Annotated in this window: 14 protein-coding genes; 12 read left to right on the plus strand and 2 right to left on the minus strand. The window is 49.3% G+C overall.

Annotation, left to right across the window (positions count from 1 at the left end; genetic code table 11):
- The first annotated feature begins 196 nt into the window (after positions 1 to 196).
- The 6 genes from ACWIP2_RS14045 (at position 197) to ACWIP2_RS14070 (ending at position 5621) form a co-directional block, all read left to right on the plus strand.
- Positions 197 to 988 carry a hypothetical protein gene (locus ACWIP2_RS14045; RefSeq protein WP_037357537.1) on the plus strand — a complete coding sequence of 264 codons (792 nt, stop codon included), beginning with the start codon at positions 197 to 199 and terminating at the stop codon, positions 986 to 988.
- Complete coding sequence (locus ACWIP2_RS14050) at positions 946 to 2511, plus strand: OstA-like protein (RefSeq protein WP_448520579.1); 1566 nt, start codon at positions 946 to 948, stop codon at positions 2509 to 2511. The genes ACWIP2_RS14045 and ACWIP2_RS14050 overlap by 43 nt, the downstream gene beginning before the upstream one ends.
- Entirely contained in the window at positions 2508 to 3731 is a 1224-nt protein-coding gene (locus ACWIP2_RS14055) for a thioredoxin family protein (RefSeq protein ID WP_084180119.1), read from the plus strand. The genes ACWIP2_RS14050 and ACWIP2_RS14055 overlap by 4 nt, the downstream gene beginning before the upstream one ends.
- A gap of 84 nt (positions 3732 to 3815) precedes the next feature.
- Positions 3816 to 4433, plus strand: a complete 618-nt coding sequence (locus tag ACWIP2_RS14060) for a deoxynucleoside kinase (protein WP_037357543.1) — start codon at positions 3816 to 3818, stop codon at positions 4431 to 4433.
- Between the two features lie 8 nt (positions 4434 to 4441).
- Positions 4442 to 5392, plus strand: coding sequence for a bifunctional riboflavin kinase/FAD synthetase (locus ACWIP2_RS14065; protein WP_114366245.1), 951 nt, complete (start codon positions 4442 to 4444; stop codon positions 5390 to 5392).
- 76 nt (positions 5393 to 5468) lie between these two features.
- Positions 5469 to 5621 carry a hypothetical protein gene (locus ACWIP2_RS14070; protein WP_448520580.1) on the plus strand — a complete coding sequence of 51 codons (153 nt, stop codon included), beginning with the start codon at positions 5469 to 5471 and terminating at the stop codon, positions 5619 to 5621.
- 69 nt (positions 5622 to 5690) lie between these two features.
- Here ACWIP2_RS14070 and ACWIP2_RS14075 read toward each other — a convergent pair whose 3' ends face one another.
- Positions 5691 to 8324: a DNA gyrase/topoisomerase IV subunit A gene (locus tag ACWIP2_RS14075; protein WP_037357642.1), complete on the minus strand. Its 2634-nt coding sequence runs from the start codon at positions 8322 to 8324 to the stop codon at positions 5691 to 5693.
- Positions 8325 to 9002: 678 nt separating this feature from the next.
- Here ACWIP2_RS14075 and rpoN point away from each other — a divergent pair.
- Genes rpoN through ACWIP2_RS14095 form a run of 4 tightly spaced genes read left to right on the plus strand, consistent with a single transcriptional unit; the run spans position 9003 to position 12882 of the window.
- On the plus strand, positions 9003 to 10493 hold the full coding sequence (rpoN, locus tag ACWIP2_RS14080) for an RNA polymerase factor sigma-54 (protein ID WP_037357552.1): 1491 nt from the start codon (positions 9003 to 9005) through the stop codon (positions 10491 to 10493).
- An 8-nt stretch (positions 10494 to 10501) separates the two neighbouring features.
- Positions 10502 to 11122 (plus strand): hypothetical protein, encoded by a 621-nt coding sequence (locus tag ACWIP2_RS14085; RefSeq protein ID WP_037357554.1) that lies wholly within the window; start codon positions 10502 to 10504, stop codon positions 11120 to 11122.
- 10 nt (positions 11123 to 11132) lie between these two features.
- Positions 11133 to 12233: an AI-2E family transporter gene (locus tag ACWIP2_RS14090; RefSeq protein ID WP_037357557.1), complete on the plus strand. Its 1101-nt coding sequence runs from the start codon at positions 11133 to 11135 to the stop codon at positions 12231 to 12233.
- A 1-nt stretch (position 12234) separates the two neighbouring features.
- Positions 12235 to 12882: an RluA family pseudouridine synthase gene (locus tag ACWIP2_RS14095; RefSeq protein WP_037357559.1), complete on the plus strand. Its 648-nt coding sequence runs from the start codon at positions 12235 to 12237 to the stop codon at positions 12880 to 12882.
- 17 nt (positions 12883 to 12899) lie between these two features.
- Here ACWIP2_RS14095 and ACWIP2_RS14100 read toward each other — a convergent pair whose 3' ends face one another.
- Positions 12900 to 15161, minus strand: coding sequence for a TonB-dependent receptor (locus ACWIP2_RS14100; protein ID WP_037357561.1), 2262 nt, complete (start codon positions 15159 to 15161; stop codon positions 12900 to 12902).
- A gap of 231 nt (positions 15162 to 15392) precedes the next feature.
- On the opposite strand from ACWIP2_RS14100, the gene ACWIP2_RS14105 reads away from it, so the two are divergent.
- Together ACWIP2_RS14105 and ACWIP2_RS14110 are read left to right on the plus strand one after the other, a co-directional pair.
- On the plus strand, positions 15393 to 17642 hold the full coding sequence (locus ACWIP2_RS14105) for a TonB-dependent receptor (RefSeq protein WP_448520581.1): 2250 nt from the start codon (positions 15393 to 15395) through the stop codon (positions 17640 to 17642).
- 67 nt (positions 17643 to 17709) lie between these two features.
- The coding region (locus tag ACWIP2_RS14110; protein WP_448520582.1) for a hypothetical protein at positions 17710 to 17976 on the plus strand (267 nt) is incomplete at its 3' end.

Consider the following 17976-nt stretch of genomic DNA (forward strand, 5'->3'; position numbering starts at 1 on the left):
AAGCGTACCCCGGAGCAGCCCGACCCCGCACGGTAAGGCCACCGCAAGGTGGCCGACGGGCGGGGGCACGCCCTGATGATGTAAACGGATGTGGAGGGGGTTGGGATTAAGTGGAAAGGGGCTCGTATGGATGGCCTCGGAGCTGTGGTGCTACATTTGCCAAAATTTTGGGTGTTTTAATTCGTTAGTTAAGTTGATGAGGGTAAGAAAAGTACTGTTAATATGGGCTTTGGGCTGGGCTTTGGGATTGCACGGCCAGAAATCGCTACTGGAGTCGTATTTGGGTTTTTCGTTTGGCAACTTTGTAAATGCACACCGGGGTCTGGAGCCGGGTACGATGTCGGGGAGGCCTGATTTTTTTTCGGAGTTTGCTCCGATAGTGCTGGGGGATTATGTGGAGCCTGTGTCGAGGACGCTGGCCTACACGCTGGAGGGGGGTGTGCGGTATCACCGGTTGAATTTTGGATTTCTGGAGGGTACTGTGGGGCTTGGTGACCGGTTTATTGGTTATCGGGCCGACTTTGGGGATGGAGCTGAGCGGGTGGAGCTGACGGCGAGGACGAAATTTTTTGCACTGCCTGTACGGGTGGGGTATGGGTATGAGTTTTCGGAATGGCATATGCGGGCTGGTGTAGTGATGACCTTGCTCTTCTCGCCTAAGGGAGATGCTGAGACAGTGGTGTGGGCTCCGGGGGGTACGGCAGGTCATCAAAGACCGATGAGCGGAGAGCTCTTCTATCAGAAGGATAATCTGGTGTTTTTTATGGAGGATTTGTTCAGGCCTTTGATTCCGCTGTATGCTCCGTATGTGGGGGTGGGGTACAATTTCGGTGAGGTGCGGCTGGCTCTGGATGTGAGTTTTGTGTCGTCGTCGTATCCTTTCAGGGATTTTGTGAAGTCGAATAATCCGTTTGGTCGGAATATTCCGGAGGCTATGCTGAGAGGGTGGCTGGTGGAATTGGGGATTCATTTCAGGATTTTCAGATGATGGGGGCGGGCGAGGTGCTTCGGGGTTTTGGGTTTGTGTGTTTGGTTTTATGGTCGATGGGGGGTGAATTGAGGGCACAGGCGGGTAAGTTGATACGAATTGTGAATTCGGACCGGGTGACAGGCACTCGTGATGTGAGCTATCTGGGAGGAAATGTGGTCTTTGAGCATGAGGGGGCGAGGATGTATTGTGACAGTGCGGTGAGGTATCTCAACAGCAATGTAATCAAGGCTTTTGGAAACATTCGGCTCAATCAGGGCGATACGCTGACGATGACGGCCCATGCGATGGAATACGATGGCAATACGCGCGTAGCCAGGGCAAAGGGGGATGTGGTGCTGCGCGATCCGGAGATGACCCTTACGACCCAGCGCCTGGAACTGGACCGCAATATCAATACTGCTTACTATACTACGGGAGGTACCATTACGAATGACGAAAATGTCCTAAAGTCGCAAATCGGCATGTACTATGCCGGTCCGAGGATGTTTTCGTTTAAAAAAAATGTGGAACTGCTCAATCCGCGCTACCGTATGGAGTGCGATACGCTCCAATACTTCACTACATCGAGGGTGGCGCATTTTATCGGGCCTACTCATATCTATTCGGACAGCGGGCAGATATATTGTGAAAACGGCCGCTACAACACTGTGACGGATGAGGCCATGTTTAACCACAATGCGGTAGTAAAGCAAAAAAACATAGAGCTGAGGGGGGACAGTCTCTACTACCATCAGAGACTTGAGATTGGATATTCGAGGGGAAATATAGCAATTACGGATACGGCTGGAAAATTTACCGTGTACGGCCAGGAAGGGGTCTACAAAGGCAAAGGGGATGAAGTGGTGACGGTGACGGGTAGGCCACTGTTTCTCAGCTATTCGGAGCCGGATACCCTCTACATCAGTGGGGATACAATCAGGACGGTAAAGGTGGACAGCTCGGGCCATAGGCAGATGTATGTGTATCGAGATATGAGGCTGTACAGAAAGGATTTGCAGGGCAAAGCCGACTCGCTCTACTACACTTCGGCAGATAGTGCTTTTCACTTGTATGGAAGGCCGGTACTGTGGAGCGATACGACGCAAATTACCGGTGGGCTAATCAGCATTACCATGAGTGGGAATCAGCCGGATTCGCTCTTTGTCTTTGAAAATGCATTTATACTGGCTATAGAAAGCGATACTTTTTACAATCAAATCAGAGGAAGGGATTTAAAAGGGAATTTTGAAGATAGAAAACTCAGCAAAGTCCTTGTAATCGGCAACGGGCAGACGGTCTATTATGTAAAGGAAGAGGACGGTACTTTTATCGGTGTAAACCGGGCTGATTGCAGCAATTTGCTGATACTTTTTGCAGAAAACAAAGTAAAAGAGATAAAATTTATCACCAAACCTGATTCGCGGTTAATACCTTTGGGCATGGAAACCGATGAGGATGTTCGGTTGAAAAATTTTGAAAACCGATTTGGTGAGAAACCCGAATTGTATCAGTTTAAAGACTTAATGATTTCAGCACCATGATTTCTATCCGGCATATCGCGACTACTGTATTGATTTTTGTGTGTCAAGTGGTCTTTGTGGCTGCCCAACGCTTAGATTGGATCAGGGCGAGAAACATCAATCAATGGGAAAATGTGTTGCGAATGGCCGGCAACAGTGGTATGGGAATCTTTGTGCAGGTATGTAGCGAATGGAGTCAGATTTGCCAAAACATGAATCAGGTAGTGCTCCGCGACAGGACGTTGATCAGGGAGCTGAACAAGCAGTTTATTCCGGTGCAGATCGACGGGGATTCGGAGTTTGGTCAGCTGTGGATCAGGCATTACAATCTGCCCGGGTATCCGGTGCATCTGTTTATGAGTGCCGGTGAGGATTTGCTTTTGCGGCTGGATGGCGCGCAGGACAGGGAGGCGATGGCCAATGCCGCACAGAAGGCAGCCAAACGGCTAATGCTGTATCCTCAGCTTCAGAGTGCTTATGTGGCCGGAGGTCTGTCGGCAAAGGGCTTTAACGAACTGCTCCTGATAGAAGTGGACAATCATGGGGTGGAGGCTTCGCGGCCAATCTTCGATGATTACGTGCGAAAATTTGACCAAGCGCTGCTAAGCGATACCGCCGGGCTGATGTGGATCAGCGTATTTGGTCTTGATTTGAGTGATCCGCTCTTTGCCAGAGTACGAAACAAGTGGAATCTGCTGGATACCAGTTTGTTTGACAGACAGTCTTTTTATGAAGCTTCGCTGAATGCGAGCTTGCGAAGGGCAGTGAGGGATAGTTCAGAGGAAGTTGTGGACATGCTGATTGAGCAATTGGTGCCGCTGGTAGCCACTGACAACAATCAAGCCCGAAAGACGGGGCTTCAGATTCGCAAACTGTATTATTTTGACACCAATCAGCCGGAAAAATTTTTTGAAACGCTAATGACCGAGCTAAAGGATTCGTCGGCTCAGAGCAGACGAGAAGCACTGGTCGCTACTGCCAATGAACTGCTGGAAGCTCGCAACACGCCGGAATGGGGGCAGATCGCAGCTCGCATCATGCGTGAGGTGATAGGCATCAAGGATGATATGAATGCCCGTATAGGTCTGGCAGGAGCGCTTACCTTGGCCCGTGAATACGACCAGGCCATCGTGCAGCTCAATCTGGCAAGGCAAATGACCAATGACCGGGAATTTCGTTCGGAAATAGACGCTATGATTCAGAGAGTCAGAATCATTCAATCGCAAAGTACTACGGAGTGACCAAAGACGGCAAACTTTACGGGGAATGTGTGCAGTGGATTGGATGAAATAGTTTAGGTTTGTCCGGTCTGGAATTCGTACAGTATGCATATAGCAATAGCCGGAAATATTGGTTCGGGCAAAACCACCCTGACCCAAATGCTCAGCAGGCATTTCAGGTGGGAGGCTCATTATGAAGATGTGGAGGACAATCCGTATCTGGAGGATTTTTACAACGAAATGCAGCGGTGGTCCTTTAATCTTCAGATTTACTTTCTCAACAGTCGTTTCCGGCAAATCATCGAAATACGCAAAAGTGGCAAGCATGTAATTCAGGATCGCACCATCTACGAAGATGCATACATTTTCGCACCCAATCTGCATGCCATGGGCCTGATGCCCAAAAGGGATTTTGAGAACTACCTGTCGCTGTTTCAGCTGATGGAGGAGTTTATAGCGCCACCGGACCTGCTGATTTACCTTAGGGCCTCGATAGCTACGTTGGTAGAGCAAATCCACAAACGTGGGCGCGAATATGAGACCAACATACGCATCGACTATCTGAGCAGATTGAATGAGCGCTATGAGGCCTGGATTAGCCGATACAACAAGGGCAAACTGCTCATCATCGATGTAGATAAAAATAAATTTGCCGACAACAAGGAGCATTTCGGTGAAATTGTGGATCGGGTGAATGCTGAGTTGTTTGGTTTGTTTAAATAGACCGGGGTTTGAAGGTTTTTTATTCCATTGACGAGTTTACAGCTCCGCAGTATCCGGTGGTGACTATGGGCACCTTTGATGGCGTGCACATCGGGCACCGGTCTATCATCAGCCGATTGAATGAGGTTGCAGCTATGGCGGAAGGAGGTGAAAGTGTGCTGATTACCTTCAAGCCGCATCCCAGGTTGGTGCTGCAACCGGAAGCTGACATTAAGCTCCTCAACGACGAAGACGAAAAAATCGAGCTGCTGCGAAAGGCCGGGTTACAGAATCTGATTTTTCATCCGTTTTCGATAGAGTTTTCAAAGACGAGTGGAGAGGAGTTTGTGCGCAAATACCTGGTGCAAAAAGTCAAAGCCCGTGCATTGGTGATCGGCCATGACCATCACTTTGGTCGCAACAGGGAAGGTTCCTATGAACATCTGGTGCATTTGGGACAGCTCTATGGATTTTCGGTGGAGAGCCTCTCTGCCCAAGCGATACATGGTGTGGTGGTGAGCTCGACCAAAGTGCGAAAGACTCTGCTTCAGGGTGATGTGGATACTGCCAATCAATGGCTTGGCTACCCCTACGCCATTACGGGCATGGTGGTGAAAGGCAGGCAGATAGGGGAGAAAATCGGTTTTCCGACGGCCAATATCCTCAACGAAAACCCACATAAGCTTATCCCCGGTGATGGAGTATATGCTGTGATGGTTTCCTTTGTATCGGACCCGGGAACTAAGCTGATGGGTATGTGCAATATAGGACATCGCCCGACTGTAGTGACGGGAGGATTTAAAACTATAGAGGTGCACATTTTTGATTTTCATGGCAACATTTACAATCAGGTGCTTCGGATAGAATTTGTAAGCAGAATCAGGCCTGAGAAAAAGTTTAATGATCTGAATGCGCTCAGGCGACAGCTTGAAAGAGACCAAATGGAGGCGCTGAGGCGGCTGACCCGGGTTCAGAAGTGACGGGGGGCTGATTTCGCTGTGAAATGTTTCTTTTTGTTCGGATTATTCAGTTTAGCAATTGGTTTTAGAGCAGCAGGTGGGATCTGATCAACTCCGCCGGGGTGCTGTGCGCCAGGGCGGAGGCGGATATGAGCCGCAGCAGGCGGGCCGTGTGGCTCACGGGCGAGGAGGCGGAGCGGTAGCAAGCCACCGCAGCCCGATGTGCCACGCCTGCCTGCAAGGGGAATAGGAGCCGCAGACCGGCCCCCGGCCGCTTGCCGCAAGCGGCCGAGGGGGCGCCCAATGAGAGAAAATTACATTATTGGTTGGGGTTGTCTTTTTCTGGATTTTGGTCGAGCAGGTCAAAGAGGGTGATTTGCCGGGCTTCTTCTGTGGATAGGTCGATGTCGATGTCGGTGAAGTCTGCCGGGGTTGTTTCTTCGGGAGCCGGTTCGTGGGGGTGGAGGAGGGTGATTTGCCTGACGGGGTGTGTGGTGAGTTGGTTGCCGATGGTTTTCATGCCTTTTACGGAGATGAATTCGGCGAGGTTGACTTCTTCGGGGGGACGGGCTTTGCCTTTTACTTCATCGAATTCCAGAAGTACAACGGGGTTGGGCTGGAAGGTGATGAGTTCGGGCTGATTTCCATGGCCTTCGGGGATGAAGGATTCGCGTCGATCGGATTTTTCGGGGTGGAAGCGTTTTACGAAGTAGCGCTTCCGGGTGTGGTCCCAATAGACGCAGGTGATGATTTCCTGGGGGTTGAATTTTCGGATGTGAAGTGCGTCGTCGTCGAAGTGGGTGCTCAGGTCGGTGGTAGTGAGGCGGTAGGTACCTGTTTTGGTGACCTGTATGATGAGGTCGTCGCCCTTGAAGGTGCCGAGCAGTTGGCCGCGGCCTTCGGTATTGAGTCGCATGATGGAGGTGTCGAGCCAGATTTTGCGGGGTGCCAGTGTGCTGAGGCCTTTTTCTTTGAGTTCGATTTTTTTGATGGGGTATTTGGTGACAAGGTTTCCGCGGGCGTTGCGACCTTTGATGGCGAGGGTGGCAAAGTCGATGTCAAAGCGCAGTTTTTTGAGTTTGGAGATGGGTTTGAGGTATACGGATACGACTTCAGCTTCGCCGTTGGGGTTGGCGGTCAGGTGGAGGATTTCGCTGCCTGGTTTGCCTTGTGTGATGTCGTATTCGTTGCCGCGGATGATGGAGTCTACATAGAAGCGTTTCATATAGGAGGGACCTTTGGAGCCGTCGCGATAGATGAGGTTGTAGATCGTGCGTCGGTCGCCTTTTTTGAAAACGGCTGCGTGGATGATGTCCGGTCCGACAAACACTTTCTGGTCGACTTTGACGACCATCATCTTGCCGTCGCGCCGGAAAACGATGATGTCGTCGATATCGGAGCAATCGCAGATGTATTCATCTTTTTTGAGGCTGGTGCCGATGAAGCCTTCCTGGCGGTTGATGTAAAGTTTTTCGTTGGCAATGGCTACGGTTTGTGCCTGTATTTCGTCGAAGAGGCGCAGTTCGGTTTTGCGTTCGCGTCCTTTTCCGTATTTTTCTTTGAGGTACTCAAACCAGCGGATGGTGTAGTCGGTCAGGTTGGCCAGGTTTTGCTCTACTTCGGCGATTTGGCCTTCCAGGGCCTGGATGTGGTCGTTGGCTTTGTCGGAGTCGTATTTGGAGATGCGTTTGATTTTGATTTCGGTCAGACGTACGATATCCTCTTCTGTCACGGGGCGGAGCAGGTGGCCGATGTGTGGTTTGAGCCCGATGCGGATGCTGGAGATGACTTGCTCCCAGGTTTCGGCATCTTCGATGAGTCGATAGATTTTGTGCTCGATAAAGATTTTCTCCAGGGAGGCAAAGTGCCATGCTTCGCGCAGTTCATTGAGTTTTACGTTGAGCTCTGCTTTGAGCAATTCCCGGGTCAGGAACGCGGATTCCCGGAGCATCTCGCTGACTCCCATAAAGAGAGGCTTGTCCTGGTAAATGACACAGGCGATCGGGGAGATGCTGACCTCGCAGTCGGTAAAGGCATAGAGAGCATCGATGGTTTTGTCGGGCGACAGGCCGGGGGGGAGGTGGATGACGATTTCTACATTTTCGGCTGTATTGTCTTCTATTTTTCGGATTTTGATTTTGCCTTTGTCGTTGGCTTTGAGGATGGAGTCGATCAGGGAGCCTGTGGTGGTGCCAAAAGGTATTTCTGAGATGACCAGTGTCTTTTTGTCGATAGCGTTGATTTTGGCCCGTACCCTTACGCGTCCGCCCCGCTGGCCGTCGTTGTAATTGCTTACATCGGCTATACCTCCCGTGGGAAAATCCGGGTAAATGGTGACGTTCTGGCCGTTGAGTATGCGGATGCAGCCATCGATGAGCTCATTGAAGTTGTGGGGCAGGATTTTGGTACTCAGGCCTACGGCGATGCCTTCGACTCCCTGTGCGAGTAAGAGGGGAAATTTTACCGGGAAGAACACCGGCTCTTTGGCCCGGCCGTCGTAGCTGGACTGCCATTGCGTGATTTTAGGCGAAAAGACTACATCCAGGGCAAATTTTGTAAGCCGGGCTTCGATGTAGCGCGGGGCTGCGGCTGAGTCTCCGGTCAGAATGTTTCCCCAGTTGCCCTGGCAGTCGATGAGCAGGTCTTTTTGACCGAGTTGTACCAGGGCATCGCCTATGGAGGCATCCCCATGGGGGTGGTATTTCATCGTGTTGCCGATGATGTTTGCCACCTTGTGGTAGCGGCCATCGTGCATCTCGTACATGGAATGGAGTATGCGACGTTGGACCGGTTTCAGGCCGTCGTACATGGCCGGCACGGCTCGCTCCAGAATCACATACGAGGCATAATCCAGAAAATACTCCCGGTACATGCCGGAAACTTTGCTGACTTTGGCTACGTGGCCTTCCATCTGCGGATCAGGCTCGCCATTGAGTAGTTCCTCGTCGCTCATCTTCAGGTAAGCAGGTGTTGATGATTTTTCTGGCTGTAAAGGTACTTCCGATGCGCCAAGTGCCACACAGACTACCATTGCTTCTGTAAACCTTCGGCAGAAAGTCCGCGCACATCGCCCACATCGGGAGGTATCGGCTATTGGGCCCAAATCCTTAGGAAATCACCGATGACAAGGTCCACAGCGGCAAATCCAAAAAAAATTTCATCAGGGCGTGCCCCCGCGCGCCGGCCATCTGTGGCTGGCCTTACCGCGCGGGGTCGGGCTGCTGCGGGGTACGCTTCGCTCCCGTGCTGCGCACCGCCCTTTCGGGCGCCCTCCGCATCCCTCACGCGAAGGCCGGAGGTGCACACGCCTCCGGCCCATTCGTATCTGTAAACCATCCTCGATACACGACCGAAAACGCAAATTCAGGCGTGCCATATCCGGAAAAAAGACCACACTACAGCCTTTGCAGAAAATTCACATCCCTGCCCGATTCAAATACCCCGAAATAGACCCGCCTCAAAATGCACATCCAAAGCCTCTAACAGAAAGCCTCCTCACACACCCCACACAATAATGCATTGGCAACAAGTAAAAAACCAGCTCATTCCTGAAAAAGGCCCCGCAACAAGCAAATATCAAGCCATCCGATTCGTCGCCCAATTGTAAATTGGCCCACAAAACCTAAAAAACGTGCTCAAACAGGGATTAAGTCAGAAACTCCTTCAAAAACTTTCCCCACAGCAGATTCAGCTCATGAAGCTGATTCAGCTGCCAGTCGCCATGCTAGAAGAGCGCATCAAACAGGAAATCGAAGAAAATCCCGCTCTCGAAGAAGCCAACAACAATAATGAGGAAATATATGAAGCAGACCTACCGGACAACGAATCCCCTGAAGACGAATACGATGAAGACGGAGTCCTGATCGACCAGCCCGAAATCACCAGTATCGAAGACTTCGACGAATACGAATCCCTGCTAAGCGAAGACACACCCGACTACAAGCTAAAAGCCAACAACTACAGCGCAGACGACGAAGAATATCAGGCACCAGTCGTGAGCTCAGAAACCTTTTACGAAAACCTCATCCATCAGCTCGGCATGCTCCGACTTCCCGATACCTGGCGGATAGCCGGCGAATACATCATCGGCAATCTCGATGACGACGGCTACCTCAGACGCGATCTCGAAAGCCTCAGCGACGATCTTCTCTTTACCAAAAACATAAGCATCTCACCCTCTGAGCTCGAACAGGTACTCCGAAAAGTTCAACAACTCGACCCACCGGGTATAGCCGCCAGAGACCTTCGCGAATGCCTTCTCCTACAACTCTTGCGCCGGCCTCAAACTCCGGAAGTCAAGCTCGCCATCAAAATCCTGGAAAATCACTTCGACGAATTTGCCAAAAAACACTACGAAAAACTTCTCGACCGCCTGGGCATCGATGAAGACACCCTCAAGGACGTCATCACCGAAATCAGCCAGCTAAACCCCAAACCAGGACTTCAAATCAACACCGCCCTCGACCGGGACCTCAGCATCATTCCCGATTTCATCATCACCATCAACAACGACAAGCTCGAGCTCACCCTCAACGAACGAAATGCCCCCGAACTCAACATCAGCCGCGAATACAAAGAACTCCTTCAAGCCTATAAAGAGGGCGCCAAAACCAATAAAAGCCAGAAGGAAGCTCTGATGTTTGTAAAGCAAAAACTCGACTCGGCCAAATGGTTTATCGACGCCATTCAGCAGCGCCAGCAGACCCTCCTTATTACCATGTCTGCCATTATGAACTATCAAAAGGAATTTTTTCTCACTGGCGACTGGACCAAGCTCAGACCGATGATACTCAAAGATATAGCTGACGAAGTAGGTCTCGACATCTCCACCATCTCCCGCGTAGCCAGCAACAAATACGTCCAGACGCCCTTTGGCACCTTTCTCCTCAAAGAACTCTTCAGCGAAGGAATGACCACCTCCGACGGAGAAGAAGTATCAACCAAAGAAATTAAAAAAATCATGGAGCAGGCCATCGCCGATGAAAACAAATCAAAGCCCTATACCGACGACCAGCTCTGTAAAATCCTCAATGAAAAAGGATATCCCCTGGCCAGACGCACCGTGGCCAAATACCGTGAGCAACTCGGTATACCAGTAGCCCGACTCCGAAAACAACTTTGATGTACTCCATGACCTCACGATCACTGAAACAAACCCTCGGCAACCTGATTTCCTATGTGCTGCATCCCGCATTGGTCCCTTTGCTGTTCGCAGCCCTTGTAATTGCACAAACATCAGCACCGATTACAAGGTCACAGGCGATGTACCTGATGGTAGCCATTGCCACAGGTACGTATATATTCCCCGGGCTATTGACCGTCTTACTCTATCGGCTTGGAGTAATCAGCTCCCTCTTCATGCACAAACGAGAAGACCGTAAAATACCATACGTAATCGGAGCGGTTTTTTATTACTTCACAGCTGTAGCAGTGCGCTGGGTCTCCTCTGCCAAGCTCATATACCTCTTTCTCATTGGGACATGCATTGTCATTCTGATTCTACTCATACAAATTCCCTTTTACAAGGCCAGTGCTCACGTGGCGGCTCTATCCGGCATGTTGGCTGCAGTACTGGTTCTCTCCAGGCTCTACGGTTGGTCGCATTGGTATCTGATATCTGTGGTATTGACGATAGGACTGATAGCATGGGCGCGTTTGGAAATCAACGCTCATACCATCGTAGAGGTCATAGCAGGGTTTTTATCGGGATTTGTCCCTTTATTTGCTTTGTTTTCACTCTTGGTCCAATAATGACTAGTCCATGTCCAAAATTACTCGCAAGCAACTGATTGGGGGGCTTCTCGCCTTCATTTTGATTTTGGTACTGTACTTCTCCTTTCCGGTGATGGTCTATCTGGCCATAGCCGTATCGCTTACAATAGCACTGTCGCCTTTGATGGAATTTCTCGACCGGGTGAAAATCCGGCAAAAAAGCCTACCCGACTGGCTAAAGGCACTTATCGGTCTGTTGAGTGTTTTTCTCTTCTTTTATTTGTTGTTTCTGATTTTCGTACCCCCTTTGCTCGCCGAGCTGTATGCCATCTCCGATATCAGCATGGCTGAAATCTACCAAAACCTGGAAACTCCAATCAAAACCATTGAAAATTGGGCCGATGAAATTGGCATTAAACCGGTGGGCTATGAATCAAACAGAGAGTATATTCTGTCAAAATTCTCAGAATACTTCAACATTACAAACCTAACCGGCACACTCACAGGGCTGGTCAGTGCCATGGGCAATCTAGTGATCGCACTTTTTTCCATTGCCTTTATCACCTTTTTTCTTCTCAAAGACAGGCATATACCCTCCAGTATTGTCCTGGCATTTACGCCCGATAGCTCCAGCGATAAAATGTCCAGGGCACTGGCTCAAATCAAATATTCGCTTCGCCGGTATTTCATAGGCATCATCGTGCAGATCAGCCTGATTACCTTGATTGTGAGCTTTGGTATGTCGGTTTTCAATATCAAAAATGCCTTTATCATTGGCTTCTTTGCCGGTTTGATCAACATTATTCCATACATAGGCCCGGTAATTGGGGCCACTATAGGTACATTGATCGCTTTCGGCACTACACCGGGGTTGCTGGCTGCAGAAGTTTGGCAGTTTCACCTGCTCAAAGTACTATCGGTGTTTGCGGTCGTTCAGCTGCTCGACAATTTTATTTTTCAACCGCTTATTTTTTCCAAGTCGGTCAATGCACATCCACTGGAAATCTTTTTTGTCATTCTGGTTGCAGGTAATCTGTTTGGTATTGTCGGCATGATTGTGGCAGTGCCCGCCTACTCAGTGTTCAGAGTGATCGGGCGCGAGTTCCTATCCGAGTACAAGTGGATACGTTCCATTACCAAAGAGCGTTAAAATGCCCGCTATCGTATACGAATGCGACCATTATTGTATCATAGATAAGGAACACGGCCTCAACACCGAACCCGACTCCAGAGGAAACCCAAGTCTGATGGATTGGTTACGCCGGCAAAGACCGGAATTTTTTAAAAAATGGGGTCCACATCCGCTCCATCGTCTCGACAGGCCTGTTTCCGGATTGCTGCTGGTGGCCAAAAGCCTGAATGCTCACCGGATTTTACAGCCACTTTTCGAAAAAAGGCGCATCACTAAAAAATATTGCGCCCGCGTAGAAGGCATTATACATACTCCCTCGGCTGTTTTGGTCCATTTTCACCGAAAAGATCCTTTGAATTTCAAAGCAATTATATCATCCCAACCTTTTGAAGGCTCTGCTGAGATAAAACTATCATATAAAGTTTTAAGTCGAGGTCGTGATTTCACAGACCTTGAATTAAAACTAATTACCGGTCGATACCACCAGATTAGGGCACAGTTGTCGTATATCGGTCACCCTATCTGGGGGGATACTCTTTACGGATCAAAAGTAGTGAGGTCAGATTCGGTCATCGCGCTTCGCGCTTATCATTTGAGTTTTTATTGCCCGTTTCAGAAGAAACAAATACGTGTAGAACAAATGTCAGATTTAGGACAATGGGGGTAAACAATTTTACCAACGGGTCAAAAACTGTAGTGCCACTGTACAAAAAACCTCCGACCCTGTAATGAAGTAAATGCATATTCTGGATCAAAAGTCAATGCATAAGGATTATCAGGTGTAGGCAGTGGGTTTCCATCATTGTCAAAAACCACTCTGCTGTCAAATGGATCATCGGCTCTAGAAATCAGAAAAGGCAAACCTCGCCATGGAACAAAGTCCAAGAGATTTCGCCCTCCTATCGTCAAGCGGTTTCTATCATTGATTATGAAGGATATTTGGGCATTCAGGTGAGTAAATACCGGAGAGTATTCAGGCCTAGGATCCAATTCTCCGGCCAGGGGCAATCGCATAGGACCATAGGTAAAAGATGACACATCAAGCCTCCACCTTCCGCTATTATATCCAGTCATTGTCTGTATAGAATACCTCTCCACAAAAGGAGGAATCACATCTTCCTCCTCCTCATCATCCATCACTCCTAAATCCTGGACCGTACCACCCACACTCAAATACCAATGACTACCTATGCTCGTTTCACATCTAATGTTTAATCCCGCCTGATGAAAACTTCCGCTGAGATTATCAAAAATAATCTTCTGAGGATCACTATCGTAGTCTGGTAATATCCTGTTAGAAAACACATTGAAAAATGCCCCTGTAGTCAATCTAACAGAATAATCAGTATTCAGCTTTGCATACTCCCACTCCACAGAAGTACCAATGGAGCGTTCGGGTTTTAGAGCCGATGTTACTACCACCTCCCTTGCCCCGGACAGCGCAGCATGTTCCTCTGCAAATAGATTGACTACCCTAAAACCTGTACCATGTTGAACCCTGAATGATTGATTCCCACCTTTTACCATCAATCCCATTCGATACGTAGGTATTAAACCATGAACTGGGTGATAATCAGCCCTTAACCCTGCATTTAATCCTGTTATTTGCTTTTTAAAATTAAAATCTGCAAACAATCCCGGCATAAGAAATACTTCTGGAGCCTCCTCTTTTTTATCATCGGTATATAGCAGGGTGGCGGTAGTGTTGTCGTTGTAGTATTGATATCTGGCAGCTGCCCCTCCAGTGTAGCTGATGAAGCCTTTTGTCTCCCTCCATAGTAGCTGCGCATTTGCAAGATATTGTCTCGCCAGAAAAGCCTCGTCTCCATAAACACTGTTTTGATCATGTGTTGAAGCACTCCACCATACTGATAGAGGTTTGTACTTTGGAGATGTGTATTTCATTATCCATTCCAATCTGTTAGTGAAAATGCTCTCTACATAGGCCTTCCCATCCACTCTGTTGTGATGTTGGCCGATCATCTGACCACCAAGCCTGTCTTCATAAAAATACCTAAAATAACCATCCCAACTGTCCGAATACTTTACTTTGAAAAAAGTTGATAGCCTCTTTTGCAACGGAAGATCCATGAAACCATCTCCATTGTGGTCTACCCTGTTGTTAAAATAATGCGTTGAGACGCCAGTTAGCATCCTCCAGCGATTTTTTCTGTATGCAACCATTGCCTGTGTGGAAAATTCCCCCCAAGTAGTTACTTCCTGCTCCAAATGAAATCTGGGCGCCACATCCGGATCAGGAGTAAAAATGTTGATAAGCCCACCTATGGCTTCAGATCCAAAAAGCACAGCTCCGGGTCCTCTGCTAACCTCTACCCTGCTCATCAGAAAAGTCGGAAGAGCAAACAAACCATAGGTCGATGACAAGGGACCCATCATTGGCAGTCCATCGATGAGCAACATTGTATAGGGCCCGGGCAAACCATTCAGCTGAAGTCCTGGAGCTTGACATACATTACAACTATATTGCACCCTCATGCCCGGTAGTGCTGGCAACAAATCCATAATCTGCGATGTAGAAATTCGCTCAGTCAATCTCCTGTGAATTACTTCTACAGGAGCAACTACATTCGATCGGCTCACTGGATGCAGCGTTGCGCTGACGACCACTTCATCAATCATCTCGCCTAACCGGGTAAGCGTCACATTTACTACCGTATCACGCTCAAGTGTAGTAAAGATCAAAGTTTCTGATAAATATCCCCGTTTTGAAACAGTCATCTGTAAGTCAGATTCCCTTGCATTTACCCGTAGCTGAAACTTCCCGTTAGCGTCACTTTGGCCTTTTAAACCCAGCTTTTCAATTGAAATTTCAGCTCCTTGTACCGGTAAAGCTCCATCTGTCACTAAACCGTTTACCAAAACAGGCTGAGCATAAGCAATAAAAATTGATATAGTCGATAACAAAAGAATAATTTTCGTTTTCATAAAATCATAATTTAATTTGATAACAAAAATAAGTTAGGCACACCTAAAATAAATAAAAATTTTTGAAATCAAAAATTAAAATTCCACCCATTAAATTTGTTTGTGTATTCAATCCAAATGAAACAACTGCTTATACTTACCTTTCTTTCCCTTTGTAGCTTTTTGACAACCCTCGCGCAAAATACCCTACATATCCGAGTCTTCTCCTCCCTGTCTGGAGAGCCAGTAAGTATGGCAGATATCACAATTAATGGTCGACTCGCAGGTATGACCGACGATAAAGGTCAGTATATCTACCACACACCTGAAAAATCACTTCTTCTTTCTGTTGATCATATAAGCTTTAAGAACCGTCGCGTTCGCGTCAGTTTTCAAACTACCTCGGTCCAATATATTACTATACCCCTTGAACAACTTATAGAAAATCTCCCCGATGTCACCATCACGGCCACCCGCGCACGCAAACCGATCACACGCGAAGTCGTACAAGTAGATCTACTGCCAAAGGAATTGATCTTCAATGTAAACTCCACCCGACTTTACGATGCCGTTGACAAAGTGCCCGGAGTTACCGTCATCGACGGTCAGATGAGCATCCGCAATGGCAGCGGCTTTGCCTACGGCATAGGCAGCCGTGTGCTCGTCATTGTCGATGGAATGCCGCTCCTCACCGCCGACCGAGGAGATATGCGCTGGAATTTTGCCCCCATCGAAATGGTCGAAAACCTCGAAGTGGTCAAAGGCCCTGCTTCAGTACTCTATGGCGCCGGAGGCCTCAACGGTGCCCTCCATATCAAAACCCTCTGGCCAGAAAAAGAAAAACCCATAGCCCGTATCCAAACCTTTTACAATCTGGTAGACAACCCCCGTGATCCCGGTAAGAAATGGTGGTGGACTCAGCGCCCTGGCGAATGGGGCATTTCTGCTACAGCAGGCGAATCCTCAGGCCCACTGGACTATGTAGTAGGCATCAATCAGCTTACCACACGTGGCTTCATCCGCTTTACCGACCAGACACAGTCCAGACTCACCTTCAAAACCCGATATCGAACCCGACCCGATGGCCGAGGTCTCACTCTTCAATGGAACAGCTCCATCATGGGCTCCGACGAAGCAGACTTCCTTGCATGGCACGATGCCGATTCCAACTTCTATGTACCCCTAAACGGCGCTGACCCTGCAGCTACCTCCGCCGATGGCGCCACACGCATCGTACGCCAGCAGTGGCATATTACTCCAGAGGCCATTTACCAGACTCGTTCAGGCATCCGCCACCGCCTGGCCACCCGTTGGTACCGCCTCCAGTTTAAAAATTACCGCGACAATCTCAAAACCAATCTCTTTAACCTCGACTACTCCCTGGACATCCCCATCACTTTGTATACACGCTTTACCACAGGCTTCAATTATCAGTACTTCGACGTCTTTGAAATTTACAACATCGGAAATCACACCGGCCGCAATGCCTCCACCTTCGCTCAGATCGACTATCTGCGCGGTCGGTGGGCCTTAAATACAGGGTTTCGATACGAATACTTCTCCATCTCAGGCATCGAAAGCCGCCGAATACCTGTATTTCGGGCAGGAGCCAATTATCAGGTCGACCCAACGCTCTTCGTCAGAGCCAACTTTGGCCAGGGCTTCCGGTTCCCCACCTTCACCGAAATCTTCATCTCCACTGCAGGTCGGGAAGCCGTCCCGATCTTCCCAAACCTGAACCTCCGCCCCGAATACGGCTGGAATGCCGAAATCGGTCTCAAAAAACAACTTACCATCAATACTTGGCGTCACTACTTCGACTTCTCCCTCTTTTGGCTCGACTACAGAGACCTCGTCGAAATCACCTTTGGACTTTATCTCCCACCCAGATGGGATACCGTACCCCCCAATCAGATACCCCTTGATACCATCGTAAGTTACCTTGGATTTCAAGCACAAAACGTAGCCTTCGCCCGAAATGCCGGCCTCGAACTCTCCTGGACATCCGAAGGCCACCTGACCGACCAGCTCTTTATCCGCACACTTGCAGGCTACACCTACTCCCTCCCTGTCGACGTCAATCTGGATAGCACCCTCCGAAATCCCTTCCGTTACTTCAGCCGCTTCGCTACTTCCCTTTACACCAATGAAAACCCCCTACTCAACGCCATGCTCAAATACCGAAACCGCCACCTCATCAAACTCGATCTCGAAGCCACCTGGCGAGGACTCCTGCTGGGCATCGACTATCGCTACCTCTCCAAAGTGGAGCGAATCGATGAAGTCTTCCGCACCTTTCTCCCCGGCTATGCCGACCAGATCAACAAACCCGGCTACACCGGCAACGAATACTTCATCAACCTGCGTATCGGATACCGCACCCCCCGTCATGGCCAGTTTACCTTTATCGTAAACAACCTCACAAACCGCGAATACATGATTCGCTTCGTGCGCCCCGAAGCTCCGCGAAACTTCACCCTACAATATCGCATTGAATTTTGATATCCGTTCACATTCTTACCACAGGCCAAGTAATTTTTGATTCAGGGCGTGCCCCCGCGCGCCGGCCTTGCGGCCTTACCGCGCGGGGTCGGGCTGCTCCGGGGTGCGCTTCGCTCCCGTGCTCCGCTGCGCTGCGCACCGCCCTGCGGGCGCCCTCCGCATCCCTCACGCAACTCCCGCTCCAACACATACCCCCCCCCGGCCACTTCTGAAAAGAATCACATATAGACTACCAACAACTACTTCTGTACCGGGAATGCCTTTTCCCGTATTGACTGCCTCAGGATTGACTACAGCAGCGCCACCTGAAGCCTTTCATCCACCTATGCCTTCT

Source organism: Rhodoflexus sp., from assembly GCF_053489755.1.